This is a genomic window from Kocuria sp. CH-021 (assembly GCF_049716185.1).
Classification (GTDB): Bacteria; Actinomycetota; Actinomycetes; order Actinomycetales; family Micrococcaceae; genus Kocuria; species Kocuria cellulosilytica.
Genome location: NZ_JBNAFK010000011.1, coordinates 61,372 through 78,468 on the forward strand (window position 1 = coordinate 61,372; position 17,097 = coordinate 78,468).

The 17,097-nt window shown below is 75.2% G+C and carries 16 protein-coding genes; 4 read left to right on the top strand and 12 right to left on the bottom strand.

The genetic code is table 11. The features are described from left to right. Positions 1-173: 173 nt before the first annotated feature. Positions 174-422, top strand: a complete 249-nt coding sequence (locus ACPYN7_RS10235; protein WP_017833636.1) for a WhiB family transcriptional regulator — start codon at positions 174-176, stop codon at positions 420-422. 67 nt (positions 423-489) lie between these two features. Here the strand turns inward: ACPYN7_RS10235 and ACPYN7_RS10240 are convergent, their stop codons facing one another. Genes ACPYN7_RS10240 through ACPYN7_RS10250 form a run of 3 tightly spaced genes read right to left on the bottom strand, consistent with a single transcriptional unit; the run spans position 490 to position 4,089 of the window. Further along, on the bottom strand, positions 490-2,043 hold the full coding sequence (locus ACPYN7_RS10240) for a sensor histidine kinase (RefSeq protein WP_424347576.1): 1,554 nt from the start codon (positions 2,041-2,043) through the stop codon (positions 490-492). Positions 2,044-2,092: 49 nt separating this feature from the next. After that, a complete protein-coding gene (locus tag ACPYN7_RS10245) occupies positions 2,093-3,460 on the bottom strand; it encodes an AAA family ATPase (protein ID WP_424347577.1) in 1,368 nt (455 codons plus the stop codon). After that, positions 3,436-4,089, bottom strand: a complete 654-nt coding sequence (locus tag ACPYN7_RS10250) for an SAF domain-containing protein (RefSeq protein WP_058874781.1) — start codon at positions 4,087-4,089, stop codon at positions 3,436-3,438. Before ACPYN7_RS10250 ends, ACPYN7_RS10245 begins: the two co-directional genes overlap by 25 nt. Before the next feature lie 236 nt (positions 4,090-4,325). Here ACPYN7_RS10250 and ACPYN7_RS10255 point away from each other — a divergent pair, with 236 nt between their 5' ends. Next, positions 4,326-4,541 (top strand): helix-turn-helix domain-containing protein, encoded by a 216-nt coding sequence (locus ACPYN7_RS10255; protein WP_058874782.1) that lies wholly within the window; start codon positions 4,326-4,328, stop codon positions 4,539-4,541. Between the two features lie 27 nt (positions 4,542-4,568). On the opposite strand, the gene ACPYN7_RS10260 is transcribed toward ACPYN7_RS10255, so the two are convergent. Next, on the bottom strand, positions 4,569-5,132 hold the full coding sequence (locus tag ACPYN7_RS10260; RefSeq protein WP_424347578.1) for a hypothetical protein: 564 nt from the start codon (positions 5,130-5,132) through the stop codon (positions 4,569-4,571). 209 nt (positions 5,133-5,341) lie between these two features. Between ACPYN7_RS10260 and ACPYN7_RS10265 the strand changes: the two genes are divergently transcribed. Both ACPYN7_RS10265 and ACPYN7_RS10270 read left to right on the top strand, forming a co-directional pair. Further along, entirely contained in the window at positions 5,342-6,088 is a 747-nt protein-coding gene (locus ACPYN7_RS10265) for a LysM peptidoglycan-binding domain-containing protein (protein WP_424347579.1), read from the top strand. Positions 6,089-6,232: 144 nt separating this feature from the next. Next, positions 6,233-6,754 carry an Rv3235 family protein gene (locus ACPYN7_RS10270; RefSeq protein WP_424347580.1) on the top strand — a complete coding sequence of 174 codons (522 nt, stop codon included), beginning with the start codon at positions 6,233-6,235 and terminating at the stop codon, positions 6,752-6,754. Between the two features lie 21 nt (positions 6,755-6,775). Here ACPYN7_RS10270 and secA read toward each other — a convergent pair whose 3' ends face one another. The 8 genes from secA to ACPYN7_RS10310 all read right to left on the bottom strand — a co-directional run bounded on the left by secA (position 6,776) and on the right by ACPYN7_RS10310 (position 17,094). After that, complete coding sequence (gene secA, locus ACPYN7_RS10275; RefSeq protein WP_058874837.1) at positions 6,776-9,490, bottom strand: preprotein translocase subunit SecA; 2,715 nt, start codon at positions 9,488-9,490, stop codon at positions 6,776-6,778. 191 nt (positions 9,491-9,681) lie between these two features. Next, complete coding sequence (gene hpf, locus ACPYN7_RS10280; RefSeq protein WP_058874785.1) at positions 9,682-10,368, bottom strand: ribosome hibernation-promoting factor, HPF/YfiA family; 687 nt, start codon at positions 10,366-10,368, stop codon at positions 9,682-9,684. 102 nt (positions 10,369-10,470) lie between these two features. Then, the gene (locus tag ACPYN7_RS10285) at positions 10,471-11,253 is read right to left on the bottom strand and encodes a ComF family protein (RefSeq protein ID WP_058874786.1); all 783 of its coding nucleotides are present in this window, start codon (positions 11,251-11,253) and stop codon (positions 10,471-10,473) included. Between the two features lie 98 nt (positions 11,254-11,351). Then, entirely contained in the window at positions 11,352-13,046 is a 1,695-nt protein-coding gene (locus ACPYN7_RS10290; protein WP_424347581.1) for an LpqB family beta-propeller domain-containing protein, read from the bottom strand. Next, positions 13,043-14,797 (bottom strand): MtrAB system histidine kinase MtrB, encoded by a 1,755-nt coding sequence (gene mtrB, locus ACPYN7_RS10295; protein WP_424347582.1) that lies wholly within the window; start codon positions 14,795-14,797, stop codon positions 13,043-13,045. The genes ACPYN7_RS10290 and mtrB overlap by 4 nt, the downstream gene beginning before the upstream one ends. Next, the gene (gene mtrA / locus ACPYN7_RS10300; protein ID WP_017833623.1) at positions 14,794-15,477 is read right to left on the bottom strand and encodes an MtrAB system response regulator MtrA; all 684 of its coding nucleotides are present in this window, start codon (positions 15,475-15,477) and stop codon (positions 14,794-14,796) included. Before mtrA ends, mtrB begins: the two co-directional genes overlap by 4 nt. Positions 15,478-15,637: 160 nt before the next feature. Further along, a complete protein-coding gene (locus tag ACPYN7_RS10305) occupies positions 15,638-16,696 on the bottom strand; it encodes a hypothetical protein (RefSeq protein ID WP_424347583.1) in 1,059 nt (352 codons plus the stop codon). After that, positions 16,693-17,094, bottom strand: coding sequence for a chorismate mutase (locus tag ACPYN7_RS10310; protein ID WP_424347584.1), 402 nt, complete (start codon positions 17,092-17,094; stop codon positions 16,693-16,695). The genes ACPYN7_RS10305 and ACPYN7_RS10310 overlap by 4 nt, the downstream gene beginning before the upstream one ends. Between the last annotated feature and the right edge of the window lie 3 nt (positions 17,095-17,097).

Consider the following 17,097-nt stretch of genomic DNA (forward strand, 5'->3'; position numbering starts at 1 on the left):
TGTGACGCGGCCCGCAAACCCTTGTCCGCACCCCTCCGGCGTGGGAAAGTGGACGTCAGTTCTTCACAAGGCCCGTGCGAATGGGCCTTTTCTCTTGTCCCGGACGCCGCTGCCGCAGGATCGTTCTGCCCTGCGCCGACGGGACCCGCCCTTGAAAGGAGCGATCGCTGACCATGGATTGGCGTAGCCGCGCAGCATGCCTGGAGAAGGATCCCGAGCTGTTCTTCCCCGTGGGCAACACCGGACCTGCTCTCCTCCAGATCGAGGAGGCCAAGGCCGTGTGCCGCAGCTGCCCGGTGATGGACACGTGTCTCCAGTGGGCCCTCGAGTCCGGCCAGGACGCCGGCGTCTGGGGCGGGATGAGCGAGGACGAGCGCCGCGCCCTCAAGCGCCGCGCCGCGCGCGCCCGCCGCGCCTCCTGAGCGCTCCGTCCGCACCGAGGACCGGGACCCCCGCGGGGTCCCGGTCCTCGCCGCTTCCCGGACCGGCCTACTCGTCGAGCCGGGCGCACACCGTGACCTCGGTGCCCCCGCCCTGCCGGGGGACCCAGCGGATCCAGCCCCCCAGCTCGCCCGCCACGAGGCTGCGCACGATCTGCATCCCCAGTCCCTCGCCGGCGCCCGCCCTGCGGAGGGCGCCGGCCCCGGACTCCTCGATCACGACGTCGCCCATCCCGGCGCCGTCGTCGCTCACCACGACCTCCAGCAGCTGACCGGCGCCGTCCTCGTCCTGCACGCGGGACGCCTCCAGGGTCACCGTGCCGGTCCGGCCGGCGAGGCCGTGCTCCACGGCGTTGGTGACGAGCTCGTTGATCACGAGCGCCAGCGGGGTGGCCAGGCGGGTCGGCAGCTCGCCGAACTCGCCGATCATCCGGGTGTGCACCGTCTGCTCGGGGGACGCCACCTCCGCGGCGAGCCGGAACTGCCGGGCGACGAGCTCGTCGAAGTCCACGTTCTGCGTGAACCCCTGCGAGAGCGTCTCGTGCACCATCGCGATGGTCGCGACCCGGCGCATGGCCTGCTCGAGCCCGTGCCGCGCCTCGTCCGTCGTCATCCGCCGGGCCTGCAGCCGCAGCAGCGCGGAGACCGTCTGCAGGTTGTTCTTGACGCGGTGGTGGATCTCCCGGACGGTCGCGTCCTTCGACACGAGCTCCAGGTCCCGGCGGCGCAGCTCGGTGACGTCCCGGCAGAGCAGCACCGCCCCGAGCCGGCCGGAGCGGTCCCGCAGCGGGACGGAGCGGAAGTTCACGCTCACGCGGGCGCCCTCCACCTCGGTGCGCCACGCCGTCCGTCCGCTGAGCACGGGGGCCAGGGTCTCGTCCGCATCCGCCCCCGGGACCAGCACGGGGGGCACGAGGTCCATGAGCCGCTCCCCGAGCAGCTCGCCGTCGACCCCCAGCCGGCGCAGCGCCGACTCCGCATTGGGCGAGACGTAGGTCACGCGGTCCTCGGCGTCGAGTCGGATCGCCCCGTCGCCCACCCGGGGCGCGCCCCGTCGGGATCCCGTCGGGGCGGAGAAGTCCGGCCAGAGGCCCTCGTTGGCCATCCGCAGCAGCGCGTCCGCGGTCTCGCGGTAGACGACCTCCTGCCGTGAGACCACCGGCCCCCCGGCCCGGCCTGCGTGCAGGCTCAGCAGGGCGAGCGTGCGCCCCTTGCGCACCAGCGGCACGACCCGGATCGGCTCGGGCACGCCCGTCCCGTCCCCGGCAGGGCGCACCCGCTCGATCCGCCGGCCCACCCAGGCGGCCCGCAGGGGCCCGCTCAGCTCGTCGGGCAGCAGCTCGCCGACCAGGTCCTGGTGGAAGACCGTGGGGCCCGTCGAGGGCCGCACGTGGGCGAGCACCCGGAACGGGCTGCCGGGAGCGGGCATCCCGCGGCCGTTGCCGCTGCCCGCGGCCGGGATGTAGTCGGCCGGGAAGCTGAGGACGAGGTCGCCGAAGGCGAGGTCGGAGATGAGCTGCCAGTCGCCCACGAGCAGGTGCAGCCACTCGTAGTCCCCGGGGCCGAAGTCCTGGGTGTCCCTGAGCGGTTCCGTGAACGCCACATCGCCTCCCGTGGTCGCAGCTGGGGAGGCCCGGACGGCGCCCCCGCGATCAGCGCCGCAGCCAGGCCCCGATCCTGCCGCCCAGCCTAGTACCGTGCACGGGCGGACTCCCGTCCGCCTCCGGCGCCCCGGCGCCGGCGAGCACCCGGCCGGCCAGCGTGCGGAACGCGGCGCGCGCGGACGACCCCGCAGAGGTCTCCGCCAGGACGGCCCCCGCCAGCAGCGCCTCGTCGAGGGTCTCCGGGTCCCACGGCACGAACTGCTCGAGCGCCGGCCCGGAGCCGAAGCGCGCCCAGGCCTCGCGGATCCCCAGCTCGGGGGAGCGTCCCGCCGCCGAGCGGCGCAGCTTGTTGACGACGACGACGAGGCGGGCCCCGGGCGCGGCCGCGGCGACGTCCGGCAGGCCCTTGACCAGCCGCGGCACGCCGATGGTGTCCGCGGCGCCCACCGCGACCACCACGTCCGCGCGCTCCAGGACCGTGAGGGCCGCGGCGTGCCGGCGAGGAGCCATGGTGTCGACCGTGAGCTCCTCGTCGGCCTCGAGCGCAAAGCCGCAGTCCACCACCGTGGTCCCGAACTCCTGGGCCGAGCGCTCGAGCACCGCCGCGACGGCGCTCGAGCGCAGCTCCGGCCAGCGGTCCTGGCGGGTCAGGCCCGTGAGCACCCGGACGGTGCGCCCGGCGACGGCCACATCGGCGGCCGTCCGGCGCAGGGCCGCGCCGTCGAGCCGCCCCTGGTCGGCCAGGCGGCACGCCTGGGCCAGGCCCGCGGCCTCGTCCAGCATCCCGAGCGCCGCGGCCACGGACGGGCCGTAGGTGTCCGCGTCCACGAGCGCCGTGTCCTGCCCGAGGAGAGCCAGCTCGGCGGCGAGGTTGACGGCCACCGTGGTCCGTCCCGGCGCTCCGGTGGGCCCCCACACCGCCACGATCCGACCCCCGCCCCGGGGGCCGGACGGCACCTCGTCGCCGGAGTCCGCCCCGGTCCGCGGGTCCGCGTCCGCCGCGCGGTCCGGCGCGACCACGTCGGCGTAGCCGACGGCGCTCGGCGCGCCCGCCGCGGCCGCGACGGCCTCCTCGACGAGGCGTGCGGCGTCCTCCGGGTCCGCGTGCTCCGGGACGACCACGGCGCCCAGGCCGGCGAGGCGGCGGTGGTCGTGGCCCTCCAGCACGAGCAGCGCCGCGCCGCCGAGCCGGATCTGCTCCAGCAGGCTCGCCGTGAGGTCCTCGGCGCCCTCCGCGACGAGCGCGGCCCGGCCGAGCCCGGCGCGTGCCGCGGCCAGCAGCTCCGTGAGGTCGAGGCAGCGGCGCACCACCGTGACCGGCCCGTGCAGCCGTTCGATCCCGTCGACGAGAGGCCACGTCGAGACCCCGAGGGCCATGACCGGCAGGACCATCACCGGCCGCCCGCGGGGTTCCACACGAGCGTGACCCGGGCGTCGTTGCCGAGCGCGTCCACGAGCTCCTCCATCGGGTCCTCCTCCACCAGCACGTGCACCACGGTGCCGCGGCCCGCGCCGAGGGCGGTCTCCTCCGCCTGCACCCCGGCGATCTCGGCGGCGGGCAGCAGCAGGCGGGCCGGTTCGTGGCCGCGGCCCGAGGGCTTCTGCGCGGCGACCCAGACGTCCACGCGCGTGCCCGCCCCGGCGTCCTGGGGCAGCGGGTGCTCCACCGGCACGGCGACCGGCTTGCGGTCCAGCCGGTCCGCGGTGCCCAGGGCGGTGCCGGGCAGCAGCTGGCCCGCCGGGATCCGCTGCGTGGCGACGGTGCCCGGGCCCGGGGCGTCGTCCGCCGGGACGTACAGGTCCGCCGCGTCCTGCAGCCGGACGTCCACGGCCACGACGTCCTCCCCGGTCACCTCCTGGCCGACCTCGATGTCCGCGGCCGCCGCGAGGTAGGGGTCCGTCCGGTTCGTGGCGGAGACCACGGCGGTCACCCCGGCGACGGAGAGCAGCACGAGCAGCAGCCCGGTGAGCAGCCGGGGGTCCCGCCAGGTCGGTCTCCGGAACCGGGCCGACGGGGCGTCCGTGCCCCTGACCGTGCCGCTCATCGGCGACCGCCTCTCTCGATGCTCGGCACGGCCGTGGGGACCGCGCTCGTCGCCCACATTGTGCCCGCGCGCGTGGGGCCGCGGGAACGGTCCGGTGCACAACTGGGGACAGGATCGGGGCCGGCCGGTCCCGCGGCCGGCCCCCGTCGTGGTCCCCCGCATGTGGACGGGCGGCCGTCCCGCCCGTTCGGTGGCAGACTGGAACGGGAGAGCAACCACGAGCAAGGAGGCGGGAGATGGCGCAGCAGCGCTTCCTGACCTTGGCGGACGTCGCCGAGATCCTCAACATCTCGGCCGCGCAGGCGAGGGCTCTCGTGCGCAGCGGAGAGCTGCCCGCCATCCAGGTGGGCGGACGCGGCCAGTGGCGTGTCGAGACCGCCAAGCTGGAGGAGTACATCGCGCGGGGGTACGAGCGCACGGCCGAGGCGGTGCGCTCGGGCGCAGCCGACTGATCCGCCGGGAGGACTTTCGCGGCGGCCTCACCGCGCGCTGAGCGAGGAGACGCAGACCAGGGCGGGGAACGGGACGGCGCGCAGCGCGGTCACGCTGCTCCGCCTCCGGTAGTCGTCGTCGGGGTGCAGTGCCAGGTCGAAGAAGTCCGAGCCCACCCGGTCGACCGTTCCCTCGAGCTCGCCGAGCGGCCCTCCGCCGGAGAGCCGCACCCGCACCCCGGCCCGGGCCCGCGCCAGGGCGCGCAGCGCGTGCCCCAGGCCGAGCCGCAGCGCGACCGGGTCCGCACCGGTCGTCCACCCCCGGCCGAGGGACTCCCACCACAGGGCGGCGCCCAGCGGCACGAGGTGCTGGGTCCCCCGGTCCTCGAGCGCGACCCAACCGGCGCCCACCGTGCCCACCCGGCCCTCGACGGGCACGGCCCCCGCGAGCAGGGCCCGGACGGGCTCGCCCTGCCGCAGCCGCAGCCGGTCCGCGAGGCGCACCCGGGAGTACTCCGCGCGGGCCTGCTCGGCGGCCTCCTCCTCCAGTCCCAGCTGGTGCGCGGAGGCCAGCTGCGACTCCATGTCCGCGAACAGCTGCTCCCAGCGCACGGCAGCGCCCCCTTCCGGCGTCCGGTCCGTCCGGCCGCGCAGGGCCTCAACCTAGGTGCCCGCCCCGGACCGGTCAAGGAACGCCATGTCCACCGCGCCGGACGCAGACCTTTACACCGGCCGCCCCCTGGTGCTACCAATGTCTCAGGACATCAACCGGCATCAAACGGCATCAAATGCCATCAAAAGACCTGTCATCGGGGGACGACATGGCCGGCACGCCACGACCCGCACGCACCACCGCCGCTCCGCTGTGGTCGGTGCTCGCGATCCCCGTCCTGGGCCTGGCCACCGCGGCCTGCGGCGCGGCCCTGACCGGCGGCGCCGGCCGTCCCTCCGGGGGCCCGGACACGGAGGCGCTGATCGGGCTGGCGGCGGCCGCGCTCGGCTGCGCCGTGGTGGTGGCCTGGACCCTCGCCGCCGCGCTCGCGGTGCTCGCGGTGCTGGCCGGCCGCCGCCGCTGGGAACGCCTCGCCGGGGTCTGCCGGCGGTGCTCCCCCGCCCTGCTGCGCCGTGCGGCGGCCGCCGCCCTGGGCCTGCAGCTGCTCGCGGCCCCGGGCGCGCTCGCCGACGACACGCCCTCCCCGTTCTGGGACGCCGGGGCAGCCGCCCAGGAGGCCCCGGGCACGCCGGCCCCCGCCCCGGCACCCGGACCCGCGTCCGGCCCCGACGCCGGCGCCGAGGCGGAGACCGTTCCCGCTCCCCCGGCGGCACCGGAGCCCTGCGGTCGCCGGCCCGTGGCGGCGGAGCGCACGGTGGACGGCGCCGTCACGGTCCTGCGCGGGGACACGCTGTGGTCCCTCACGGCCGCCCAGCTGGGGCCGGAGGCCACCGACGAGCAGATCGCCCGCGCGTGGCCCCGCTGGTACGCGCTGAACCGGCACGTGCTCGTGGACGGGCCGCACCGGCTCCTGCCCGGCCAGCGGCTCCTGGTGCCCGGCCCCGGAGGACCCTGACCCGCCCGCGCCCCGTCCCGGCCCGGAGCGGGACCGCCCGAACCCTGACACGTTGCAGGACCACAGCACCCCAGGAACACAGCACCACAGCACCGCAGGACCACAGCACCGCAGGACGACAGCACCGCTCCCAGGAGGCCCGCCATGAACGCACCCGCCGCCGGTTCCGATCCGATGGCCCGGCCGGTCGTGCCCGCGCCCGGACGCCCGGCAGCCGGCCCGCCGGCCCGCCGGGCACGGCCGGCTCCGCCCACGGCCCCGGGCGGCTACACGTGGGGCGCCACCCGCGTGCTGGGCCACGACACCGCGGACGAATTGGGCCGGGTCACGGCACTGGCCCGGTCCATCGGCCAGGCGGCCGTGGAGGTGCTGGGCGGGAGCCGACCGGCGGCGCAGCTGAGCCGCTGGACCACCCCGGAGATCGTGCAGCGCTTCCAGCAGCGCGCCGACATGCTCCGGCTGCTGCAGGAGCAGTTCGAGGACAAGGCCGCGCTGCAGGAGCTGCACCGCAATCCGCACGTGCGCAGGTGCCGGGTCTGCCGGGTGGACCGCGGGGTCTACGAGGTGGCCCTCGTGCTGGTCGAGCCGCGGCGCAGCCGGGCCGTGGCCATGCGCGTGGAGCGCCTGGGGCGGGGCTGGAGCGTCACCGAGCTCGAGGTCGGCTGAGCCTCCGCCGTCCCGCCCCGCTCAGCCCTCGGAGGCCTCCGCGCTGGCGGCCCGAGCCCGGGCACGCCGCCCCGCCCGGTTGCGGGACGTGTCCGCGGCGTCCGCCTCGTCCTCCCCGCCGCCGGCCGCGACCGGCTCCGTGCGGGTCTGCGTCCCCCCCGTCTCGGCGGGCGCGGTGTACTGCAGGAAGCTGGGCTGACGCGGGATCTGCAGGTCCACGGGGCCGCCGTCGGCGCCCACGCGCTGGCGCCGGATCTCCATCCGGTACAGCGTCGCGACCGTCTCCTCGCGGATCGCGCCCATCATCTCCTGGAACATCGCGTAGCCCTCCCGCTGGTACTCCACGAGGGGGTCGCGCTGCGCCATGGCACGCAGGCCGATGCCCTCCTTGAGGTAGTCCATCTCGTAGAGGTGCTCGGGCCACTTGCGCCCGATGACCGACAGCAGCACGCGCCGCTCCAGGTTGCGCATCGCCTCCGCGCCGACCTCCTCCTCCCGCTGGTCGTAGACGAGACGGGCGTCGGAGAGGACCTGCTCGCGCAGGAACTCCGCCGTGAGCCGGGTGCGGCCCCCGGCCTCCTCGACGACCTCGTCGACCGTGAGGGTCACGGGGTAGATCGTGCGCAGGGCCTCCCACAGCCCGTCGAGGTCCCAGTCCTCGGGGTGACCGACGGCCGTGCGGTCCTCGACCGTGGAGCTGACGACCTCGTCGACGAACTGGGCGATCTGCTCCTGGAGGTCGTCGCCCTCGAGCACACGGCGCCGGTCGCGGTAGACCGCCTCGCGCTGACGGTTCAGGACGTCGTCGTACTTGAGGACGTTCTTGCGCTGCTCGGCGTTGCGCCCCTCGACCTGGCTCTGAGCCGAGGCGATGGCGCGGGAGACGATCTTGTGCTCCAGGGCGGTGTCGTCCGGCGCCCCCGCCATGAGCCGCTGGGCGGCCCCGGCGTTGAACAGCCGCATGAGGTCGTCCGCGAGGGAGAGGTAGAAGCGGGACTCGCCCGGGTCCCCCTGGCGCCCGGAGCGCCCGCGCAGCTGGTTGTCGATGCGCCGCGACTCGTGGCGCTCGGTGCCCAGGACGTAGAGACCGCCGACGGCGACGACCTCCTGGTGCTCCGCCCGCGTCTCCTCCTCGCACGCGGCCACCACCTCCGGCCACACCCGCTCGTACTCCTCCGCGTCGCGCTGCGGGTCCAGGCCCTTCTCCCGCATCCGGTCCACGGCGTTGAACTCGGCGTTGCCGCCGAGCATGATGTCGGTGCCGCGGCCGGCCATGTTGGTGGCCACGGTCACCGCGCCCTTGCGGCCGGCCTGCGCGACGATCGCGGCCTCCCGCGCGTGGTTCTTCGCGTTGAGCACCTCGTGCCGGACGCCGCGCTGGGCGAGCAGCTTCGAGAGGTACTCGCTCTTCTCGACCGAGACGGTGCCCACGAGGACCGGCTGACCCTTCGCGTGCCGCTCCTCGATGTCCTTGACCACCGCGGCGAACTTCGCGACCTCGTTCTTGTAGACGAGGTCGGGGCGGTCGATGCGGGCGAGGGGCCGGTGCGTCTCGATGGACACGACGCCCAGCCCGTAGGTGTTCATGAACTCCGCGGCCTCGGTCTCGGCGGTTCCCGTCATGCCCGAGAGCTTGTCGTAGAGGCGGAAGTAGTTCTGCAGGGTGACCGTGGCGAGCGTCTGGTTCTCGGCCTTGATCTCGACGCCCTCCTTCGCCTCGATGGCCTGGTGCATGCCCTCGTTGTAGCGGCGGCCGGCGAGGATGCGCCCGGTGTGCTCGTCGACGATCATCACCTCGCCCTTGAGCACCACGTAGTCCTTGTTGGCGCGGAAGAGCTCCTTGGCCTTGATGGCGTTGTTCAGGAACCCGATCAGCGGGGTGTTCTGGGCCTCGTAGAGGTTGTCGATGCCGAGCCAGTCCTCGACCTTCTCGATCCCGGACTCCAGCACGCCGACGGTGCGCTTCTTCTCGTCCACCTCGTAGTCGGTGCCCGCCTGGAGCCGCTGCACGAGGCGGCCGAACTCGGTGTACCACCGGTTGGCCTCCCCCGAGGCGGGCCCGGAGATGATGAGCGGGGTGCGGGCCTCGTCGATCAGGATGGAGTCCACCTCGTCGACGATCGCGAAGCTGTGGCCCCGCTGGACGAGCTCGTCGGGGCTCCACGCCATGTTGTCGCGGAGGTAGTCGAAGCCGAACTCGTTGTTCGTGCCGTACGTGATGTCGGCGACGTACTGCTGCCGCCGGGTCGCCGGGTCCTGGTTGGCCAGCACCACGCCGGTCTCCATGCCCAGGAACCGGTAGACGCGCCCCATCAGGTTGGCCTGGTACTCCGCCAGGTAGTCGTTCACGGTGACGACGTGGACGCCCTTGCCGGAGAGGGCGTTGAGGTAGGCGGGGGCCGTGGCGACGAGGGTCTTGCCCTCACCGGTCTTCATCTCGGCGATGTTCCCGAGGTGCAGGGCGGCGCCGCCCATGAGCTGGACGTCGTAGTGGCGCTGGCCCAGGGTGCGCGAGGCGGCCTCCCGGACCACGGCGAAGGCCTCGGGCAGCAGCCGGTCCAGGGACTCGCCGTCGGCGACGCGGGCGCGGAAGGCGTCCGTCTCGGCCCGCAGCTCCGCGTCGCTGAGCTCCCGGAAACCGTCCTCGAGGCTGTTGATGGCGGTCGTGTAGGACCGCAGCCTCGTCAGGACCTTCTTGTCTCCGGTCCTGAGGACTTTCTCCAGGAATGACGCCACGTGCACACGCTCCTCGTGTTCGACTGCCGTGCTGGGACTGATGGGGGGGGTATCCGGCACCTGCTCCAGTCTACGCGAGCGGGCCCCGGTCCTCGGGCACGGGAGAGCCCGGTGGCCGCGACCACCGGGCTCTCCCGTGGCGGGACCCGGCCGGCACCCGGCCGGCGGGTCCCGCGCTCAGCGGTGCGTGCTCAGCGGGCGGGCTCGGTCTGGTACGCCCGGACGCTCTCCTCGGACGCCTCGCCGTTGTCGCTGAGGCTGATCACGCCGTAGCTCCAGCCCTTGCGGCGGTAGACCGCGGAGGGCTCCCCGGTCTCCTTGTCGAGGAACAGGTAGAAGTCGTGGCCGACGAGCTCCATGTGGTCGACGGCCTCGTCGACGCTCAGCTCGGAGGCCGGGAACCGCTTGCGCCGGATCTCGACGGGGGTGACCGCGTCGGAGAGGCTCACGCTCTGGTCGAACGCCTCCTGCTCGGCGGTCGCGAGCTCCTCGGCGGTGGAGTAGATGGGTCCGGAGCTCGGCACCACGGGCAGGGTGCCGGTGGCCTCGTGAACGGCCGTGGGGCGGTGGGCGCCGCGGTGCACCTTCCGGCGGTCGCGCGCCCGGCGCAGGCGCTCCAGGAGCTTGCTGTACGCCTCGTCGAAGGCGGCGAACTTGTCGTCGCCGCGGGCCTCGGCCCGCAGGACGGGGCCGCGGCCGGAGACGGTGATCTCCACGCCCATGCCCTGGTGGCCGGGCAGCGCGTGGTCCTTGGTGACCTTGACATCAATGCGCTGGACCTTCTCGCCCAGCTCCTCGAACTTGACGACCTTCTCGGCGGCGTACTCCTTGAACCGCTCCGGTACGGCGACGTTGCGCCCCATGACGTTCAGTTCCATGATGCCCTCCAAATCTCGGGGGTGACGTGGGCGGATGGGGCCGCCCACCCGGGAGGATCGGTGCGTCCCGTGGCTCAACGTTAGTTGAATCACACGGGATAATCACCAGGCCCCGGCCGGGTCCGGATCAGCGGTGAGCGGAACCGCCGGGGAGCGCACGGCCGCGAGCACCACCGCACCGACCACCTCGGCCCCGCCGGCGCGCAGCGCGCGGGCCGCCTCCCCGAGGGTCGCGCCCGTGGTCAGCACGTCGTCGACGACGACGCACCGGGCGCCGGGAGCCGCGGCGGCCCGCATGGACCCGGCGGGGCGGTCCCGACGGCCCGCCGCACCCAGCCGCTTCTGCGCCGGTCCGGGCAGCAGGGTCCCGCTCCCGCGGTGCCGCAGCCCGCGGTCCACGACCGCACCGGCGGGGAGCACGCCGCGGCGGGCGCAGTCCTCCAGCAGCAGCCGCACGGGGTCGAACCAGCGGCGCCGCAGGGCCGCCGGGCTGCTCGGCACCGGGACCAGCAGCACGGGCCCGGGCGGCCAGTCCCGGGCGGCGCGGTCCAGGGCCGTGGCCAGGCAGGCGGCGAGCACGGGGACCAGGTCGGTGCGGCCGGTGTTCTTGAGGGCGAGCAGGCACGTGGCGAGCCCGTGGGCGTAGCGCCCGGCGGCCACGACGGGCAGCGGCGGATCCAGCAGCGGCGCGGCCGAGGAGGCCTCGAAGGGCCGGGCGCAGGACCGGCGCAGCAGCAGGCGGCAGGCGCGGCACAGGGCGGCGCCCGGGGCGCGGCACACGGCGCACTCCACGGGCAGCAGCACCTCGGCGGCCTCGGCCAGGCGGTCGAGGGCCCGTGCGGCCGCCCGGTCGAGGGCGCGGGCGGAGAGCGGGTTCGCGGGCATGCCCCCATCCTGGCCGGGGCCCGCCGCCCGGGACCGGGGGGCGGCTCCCGTCCGGACAGCCGGCGCTGTGGACGAGGGGGCCGTCCCGGGCGAGGGCCTCAGCCGGCGAACGCCGTGTCCAGCACGTCCTCGCTCTGCGGCGCCCACGCGTTGCCGGTGAGCATGTGCAGGGTGCCGCCGGCCACGGCGTAGACGGAGGACGTGCCGTTGCCCCCGCTCAGCCCGGTGAGGCCCACGAGGGCGGGCAGCTCGCGGAAGCGCCCGGACACGTCGTAGACGCGGGGCCGGACCGACCCCGTGCCGCCCAGCGGGGCCGCCACGAACTCCCGGTCGCTGAGCCACAGGGCCGCGTCCGCGTCGACGTCGGCGGCCACCCGGTACGGCTCGTTGAGCCGGCGCGGCGTCCCGTCGGGCTCGCGCACCACGCCGGAGAGCCAGATCTGGGAGACGCCGTCGTCCTCGGTGACGACGAGCGCGCGCGTGCCCCCGCGCGAGATCCGCAGCGAGGTGACGGTCCGCGCCGACAGCCACGAGGCCTCGACGCGCCGCGGGTCCCCGGCGTCCGCGCCGGTGCGCACTGCCCGGACGGTCCCGGCGGAGTCCCCGGTCCACACCCACCCGTGCTCGTCGAAGCTCGGGCGGGTCAGGCCGGTGCCGCTGAAGCGCTCCACGGGCTCCTCGTCCCGGGCCACGGTCACCAGGGCGCCCGTGCCCGTGTCCACGAAGGCGAAGTGCTCGGCCGCGGCGTCCATCGCGGGGCTGGACGGGAAGTGGTCGTCCAGCGGGGGGATCCCGTCCACGGCCTCGGTCTGGCCGCCCTGGTAGAACACGAGCTCGCCGTCGCGCAGCCCCACCTGCCGGGACGGGACGGTGACGTCCTGCACCGGCGCGGTGTCCGTCCACCCCGCGCCCAGCTCCACGGGCGCCCCCTCGACGAGCAGCTCCACGTCGTTCACCGCGGTGAGCGACCTGAGGCTCAGCGAGAGCTGGTCGTGCATCCGGCGGTTGATCTCGATGTTCGCGGGGTCGAAGTCGGGCACGCTGAGCTCCACCGTGGCGGTGCCCTCCCGCACGGGCACCGCCGAGCCCGCGAGCGTGGTCCCCGCCGGGAACGCCGAGGTCACGGCGCCCCGCAGGTACGGCGCGGGCCCGCCGAGCAGGTTGCGCACGATGGACGTGGACACGGGCACCCGGTCCGGGAACCACCGGGGGTCGACCACCACGTTGGACAGGTCCTCGTCCGCGAAGTACAGGTGGTGGGGCTCGAAGACGTCCTCGAAGTCGGGCCGGGTGAGCGCCGTGGCGTCCGGGGCGTCGGAGATCCGCCACTGGCCGTCCACCTGGGCCACGTCGAAGTCGAGCACCTCCGTGGCCCCCGCCGGCTTGCGCTCGATCACGCCGGAGCCGTCCACCACGCTCTCCACCTCGAGGTTCACGCGGTACTCGTCGTCCTCGAGCCGGGGCACGATCGAGGCGTCGCCGCGGTGCACGATGGTGCGCGCGTCCGGGTGCCAGGTGCCGGCGAGGTCCGGGGTGAGGTACTCCCGGGCCACGGAGTAGTCGTCGGCCACGCCCGTCCCGGCCGCGAGGAAGCCCCGCACGATCTGCTCCGGGGTCGCCCCGTCGCGGGGGCCGGCCGGCTCGACGTCGTAGGTGGGCTGGGCCGCGGTCCGGGTCGGCTCGGCGTGCCGGTGCACGGGCCCCGTCCGGGGAATGGCCCCGCAGCCGGCGAGGGCCACGGCCGCGGCCAGGGCGAGTGCGGCCGAGCGGGCCGGTCTTCCGGTCCTGCTCATGTCCGGTCCTCCTCGACGTCGGCCGGCTGCGCCGCGGCGGCGGGGGGCAGCTGCTCCGGCGGGGCCGCGGAGGCCAGCGCCAGGGACCCCGTCCGGGTCACCGCCGCCGTCTCCGGGTACGCGTCGGCGTCGGGCGGCAGGCCCAGCGGGCTGTCGTCGTCGGGGCCGAGCCGCCGGGCGCGGGTCCGGGGCAGGGTGAGCCGGAAGCAGGCGCCCTCCCCCGGCGCGCCCCACACGTCGAGCCGGCCGCCGTGCAGCCGCGTGTCCTCGGTGGCGATCGCGAGGCCGAGCCCCGTCCCGCCCGTGGTGCGGGCGCGGGCCGGGTCCGCGCGCCAGAAGCGGTTGAACGCCTTGGCCGCCTCCTCCTCGGTCATCCCGATGCCGTGGTCGCGCACCGCCACGGCCGCGGCCACCTCGGAGGCCCCGACGACGACGTCGACGGGCCGGCCCTCCCCGTGCTCGAGGGCGTTGACCACGAGGTTGCGCAGGATCCGCTCGATCCGCCGCTGGTCCCCCTGGACGGTGCAGCGGGACAGCTCCGAGCGCACCCGCACTGTGGAGCCGGAGGAGACGGCGAGCGGGGCCGCGGCCTCCACGACGTCGTGCACGACCGAGAACAGCTCGACGTTGGCCACCTCGAGCCGGGCGGCGCCGGCGTCGAAGCGCGAGATCTCGAGCAGGTCGGCCAGCAGGGCGTCGAAGCGGTCCACCTGGTGGTAGAGCAGCTCGGCGGAGCGCCGGTTGACGGGGTCGAAGTCCTCACGGGCGTTGAAGAGCACCTCGGCCGCCATCCGCACCGTGGTCAGCGGGGTGCGCAGCTCGTGGGAGACGTCCGAGACGAAGGTCTGCTGCATCGAGGACAGCTGCTCGAGCTGGGTGATCTGCTCCTGCAGGCTGTCGGCCATGCGGTTGAAGGACCGGGCGAGGCGGGCGACCTCGTGCGAGCCGCTGACGGGCATCCGCACGCCGAGGTCCCCGTCGGCGAGCTGCTCGGCCACGCGGGCGGTGGTGGACACGGGACGGACGACCTCGCGGGTGACGTACCAGACGATCGCGCCCACGAGCAGGAGCAGGACGACCACCGACAGCAGCAGCACCGCGTGCATCGCGTCGAGGGTGCGCTGCGGCTCGGAGAAGTCGTAGACGAGGTAGAGCCCGTACCGGCTGTTCTGGTAGAGGTCCACCACGGTGCCCACGACGATGACGGGGGCCTCCTCCCCCTTCTCCGTCATCCGGACGGAGGCGGGCTGCCAGAACACGCCGTCCTGCTCCGCGAGCCGTTCCTGCAGCTCCGCGGGCACGGTGCTCGAGGTCATCCACGGGCTCTGGCTCTGGGCCGGGATGAGGGTCTGCCCGCTCGTGAAGTCCATCGGGAGCAGGATCCAGCGCTCGGTCTCCGCGCCGTCGACCGAGAGCGAGCCGAGGGTCGAGGCGACCAGTGCCTGCAGCTCGTCGCGGTCGGAGGCGTCCGAGGCGTCGAAGCTGTCCTGCACCTGCTCGAAGTCCGCGGTGGCCGAGGCGAGGACCTGGTCCAGGCGCTCGGTGAAGAGCCGGTCCGCGATCTGGTGCGAGAGGAAGCTGCCCGTGACGAAGAAGGCCAGGGCGGTCAGGGACAGGGACACCGCGATGGCCCGGAACTGCAGGGACTGCCGCCAGCGGCGGGCCAGGAGGAGCCGGCCCAGCCGCAGCCGGCGGGCCGCGGCGCGGGCCGGCCCGTGGCGCCGGGAGGAGGCGGCGTCCGGCGGGGTCATCGGGCGGACGTGCCCGCCTTGTAGCCGACGCCGCGCACGGTGACCACGATCTCGGGGCTCTCCGGGTCCCGCTCGATCTTGGAGCGCAGCCGCTGCACGTGGACGTTGACGAGCCGCGTGTCGGCGGCGTGCTGGTAGCCCCAGACGTCGCGGAGCAGCATCTCCCGCGAGAACACCTGGTGCGGTGCGCGCGCCAGGGCGGTGAGCAGGTCGAACTCGAGGGGCGTGAGGCCGATCTCGTGGTCCCCCCGGTGCACGCTGTGCCCGCTCACGTCGATGGTCAGGTCCCCGATCCGCAGCTCCTGCGAGTTGGCGCGCTCGACCGGGCGCAGCCGGGCCTTGACCCGGGCCACGAGCTCGGCGGGCTTGAACGGCTTGGGCACGTAGTCGTCGGCCCCGGCCTCCAGTCCGCGGACCACGTCGACGGTGTCCGACTTGGCGGTGAGCATGACGACCGGGACGTCGGAGATCGTGCGGATCTCGCGGCAGACCTGGATGCCGTCCTTGCCCGGGAGCATGAGGTCGAGGAGCAGCAGGTCGGGGCGCACGGCCCGGAAGGTGTCCACGGCGGTGGCACCGTCGTAGCAGAAGACGGGCTCGAAGCCCTCCGCGGTCAGGACGATCCCGATCATCTCCGACAGGGCGGCGTCGTCGTCGACGACCAGTATTCGCGCGTTCATCGCCTCTCCGGTGGTGTGGGGCGGCCCCGCAGGGGCGGGGACCGCCGTGGCCCGGGGCGTCCGGGGCGTGGTGGTGGACCGGGGTCCACCTGCATTGTGGCCGATCGCGGCCCGCCCCGCACCTCGGCGCGGAGTGTGTCGGCCCGGCCGGTGGACGGGCTCAGGCCTCGGCGGCGGTCCGGGCCAGCGCCTCGGCGGTCCCGGTGACCCGGGCGAGGACGTCGCGCAGCTCGGCGGGCCCCAGCGCGTCGAGCTCCTCGCGCGGGGTGATCCGGACCCGGTCGAGGGCGGCGGCCGGCAGGCCGAGGTCCCGCCACACGGACCACACGTCCGCCGCCAGGGCCCGGGCCCCGGCCCGGCCCGGGGGCACGGGGACGAGCCCGAGCCACAGCTGCAGCCCCTCCTCGACGAGCGCGGCGAGCGGCTCCCACTCGTGCGCCGAGCCGGCGGGGGCCGGCACGTGCACGGCGTCCGCTCCGGCCTCCCGGGCCAGCCGGGGATCGGTCCCGGGGGGCAGCCGCAGGGCGACGGCGGCGGCGCCGGCCTCCCGGCAGGCCTCGACCACGCCCGTCAGCGACGTCCGCGCCTCCGCCGCGGGGACCGCCCGCAGGGTCCGGTAGCCGCTCATCGTGGGCAGGCTGCCCGCGAGCACCCGGGCGAGCTCGGGCTCGTCCAGCTGGACGAGGACGTCCCGGCCGGGGGCCGCGGCGCGCACGGCCCGGACGTGCTCGAGCACGCCCGAGGCCAGGGAGTCCGCGAGGTCGCGGCGGGCGCCGTGGTCCTTGAGCGCCCGCTCCCCCGCGTGCAGGTGGAGCCGGGCGGCCAGGCTGAGCGGGCCGAACAGCTGCGTCTTGACCGGTGCGTCGTCGGGACCGCTCTCGGCGCCGATCACGTCGGCGAGCACGTTGACGTCCCCGGCCAGCAGCGCCCGCGCGGCCCGGGAGTCCTTGCCGGGGACCCCGGACACGCGCAGCCCGTGGGGCTGCCGGTCCGCGTGGAGCCCGTCGAGCACCGCGGCCGTGCGGGCGACGGGATCGGCGGCCGCGCCCCGGGCCGGCAGGAGGGGCAGGAAGGAGATGTGGGGCGCCCCGAGCTCACCGCGCAGCAGCGTGACGGACTCGACGACGTCCGTGCCCGGCATCGCGCCGAGGGCCGTGCCCACGACGCCGGGGACGTCGGGGTCGGTGCGCCGGGAGGCGGCTGTGGCGTGCTGCGTCACGAGGGGTCGTCGTCCTCCCGCCGGTGGTCCTCGGAGAGGGCCACGTGGTGGCGGATGACCTCGCTGATGATGAAGTTCAGGAACTTCTCCGCGAACTCGGGGTCGAGCTGCGCGGAGGCCGCGAGCGCCCGGAGACGCTCGATCTGGGCCGACTCGCGGTCCGGGTCGCCGGCGGGCAGCCCGTGGGTGGCCTTGAGGACGCCGACGCGCTGGGTGGCCTTGAACCGCTCGGCGAGCAGGTGCACCAGCGCCGCGTCGATGTTGTCGATGGTGCCGCGGATGGACTGCAGCTCGGCGAGCACGCGGGGGTCGGCCCGGCCCTGCAGCGAGGACGCGTGGGCGTCGAAGTCCTGGTGGGCCCGGACGTCGGCGGAGGCGTGGGGGTGCGGTGCGCTCATGCC

Excerpts from the sequence above, each read along its gene's own strand:
- ACPYN7_RS10270 (WP_424347580.1), top strand. The coding sequence starts at position 6,233 with ATGAACGCACCCGCCGCCGGTTCCGATCCGATGGCCCGGCCGGTCGTG.
- hpf (WP_058874785.1), bottom strand. The coding sequence starts at position 10,368 with ATGGAACTGAACGTCATGGGGCGCAACGTCGCCGTACCGGAGCGGTTC.
- ACPYN7_RS10250 (WP_058874781.1), bottom strand. The coding sequence starts at position 4,089 with ATGAGCGGCACGGTCAGGGGCACGGACGCCCCGTCGGCCCGGTTCCGG.
- mtrA (WP_017833623.1), bottom strand. The coding sequence starts at position 15,477 with ATGAACGCGCGAATACTGGTCGTCGACGACGACGCCGCCCTGTCGGAG.
- ACPYN7_RS10310 (WP_424347584.1), bottom strand. The coding sequence starts at position 17,094 with ATGAGCGCACCGCACCCCCACGCCTCCGCCGACGTCCGGGCCCACCAG.
- ACPYN7_RS10285 (WP_058874786.1), bottom strand. The coding sequence starts at position 11,253 with ATGCCCGCGAACCCGCTCTCCGCCCGCGCCCTCGACCGGGCGGCCGCA.
- ACPYN7_RS10235 (WP_017833636.1), top strand. The coding sequence starts at position 174 with ATGGATTGGCGTAGCCGCGCAGCATGCCTGGAGAAGGATCCCGAGCTG.
- ACPYN7_RS10265 (WP_424347579.1), top strand. The coding sequence starts at position 5,342 with ATGGCCGGCACGCCACGACCCGCACGCACCACCGCCGCTCCGCTGTGG.
- ACPYN7_RS10255 (WP_058874782.1), top strand. The coding sequence starts at position 4,326 with ATGGCGCAGCAGCGCTTCCTGACCTTGGCGGACGTCGCCGAGATCCTC.
- mtrB (WP_424347582.1), bottom strand. The coding sequence starts at position 14,797 with ATGACCCCGCCGGACGCCGCCTCCTCCCGGCGCCACGGGCCGGCCCGC.
- ACPYN7_RS10290 (WP_424347581.1), bottom strand. The coding sequence starts at position 13,046 with ATGAGCAGGACCGGAAGACCGGCCCGCTCGGCCGCACTCGCCCTGGCC.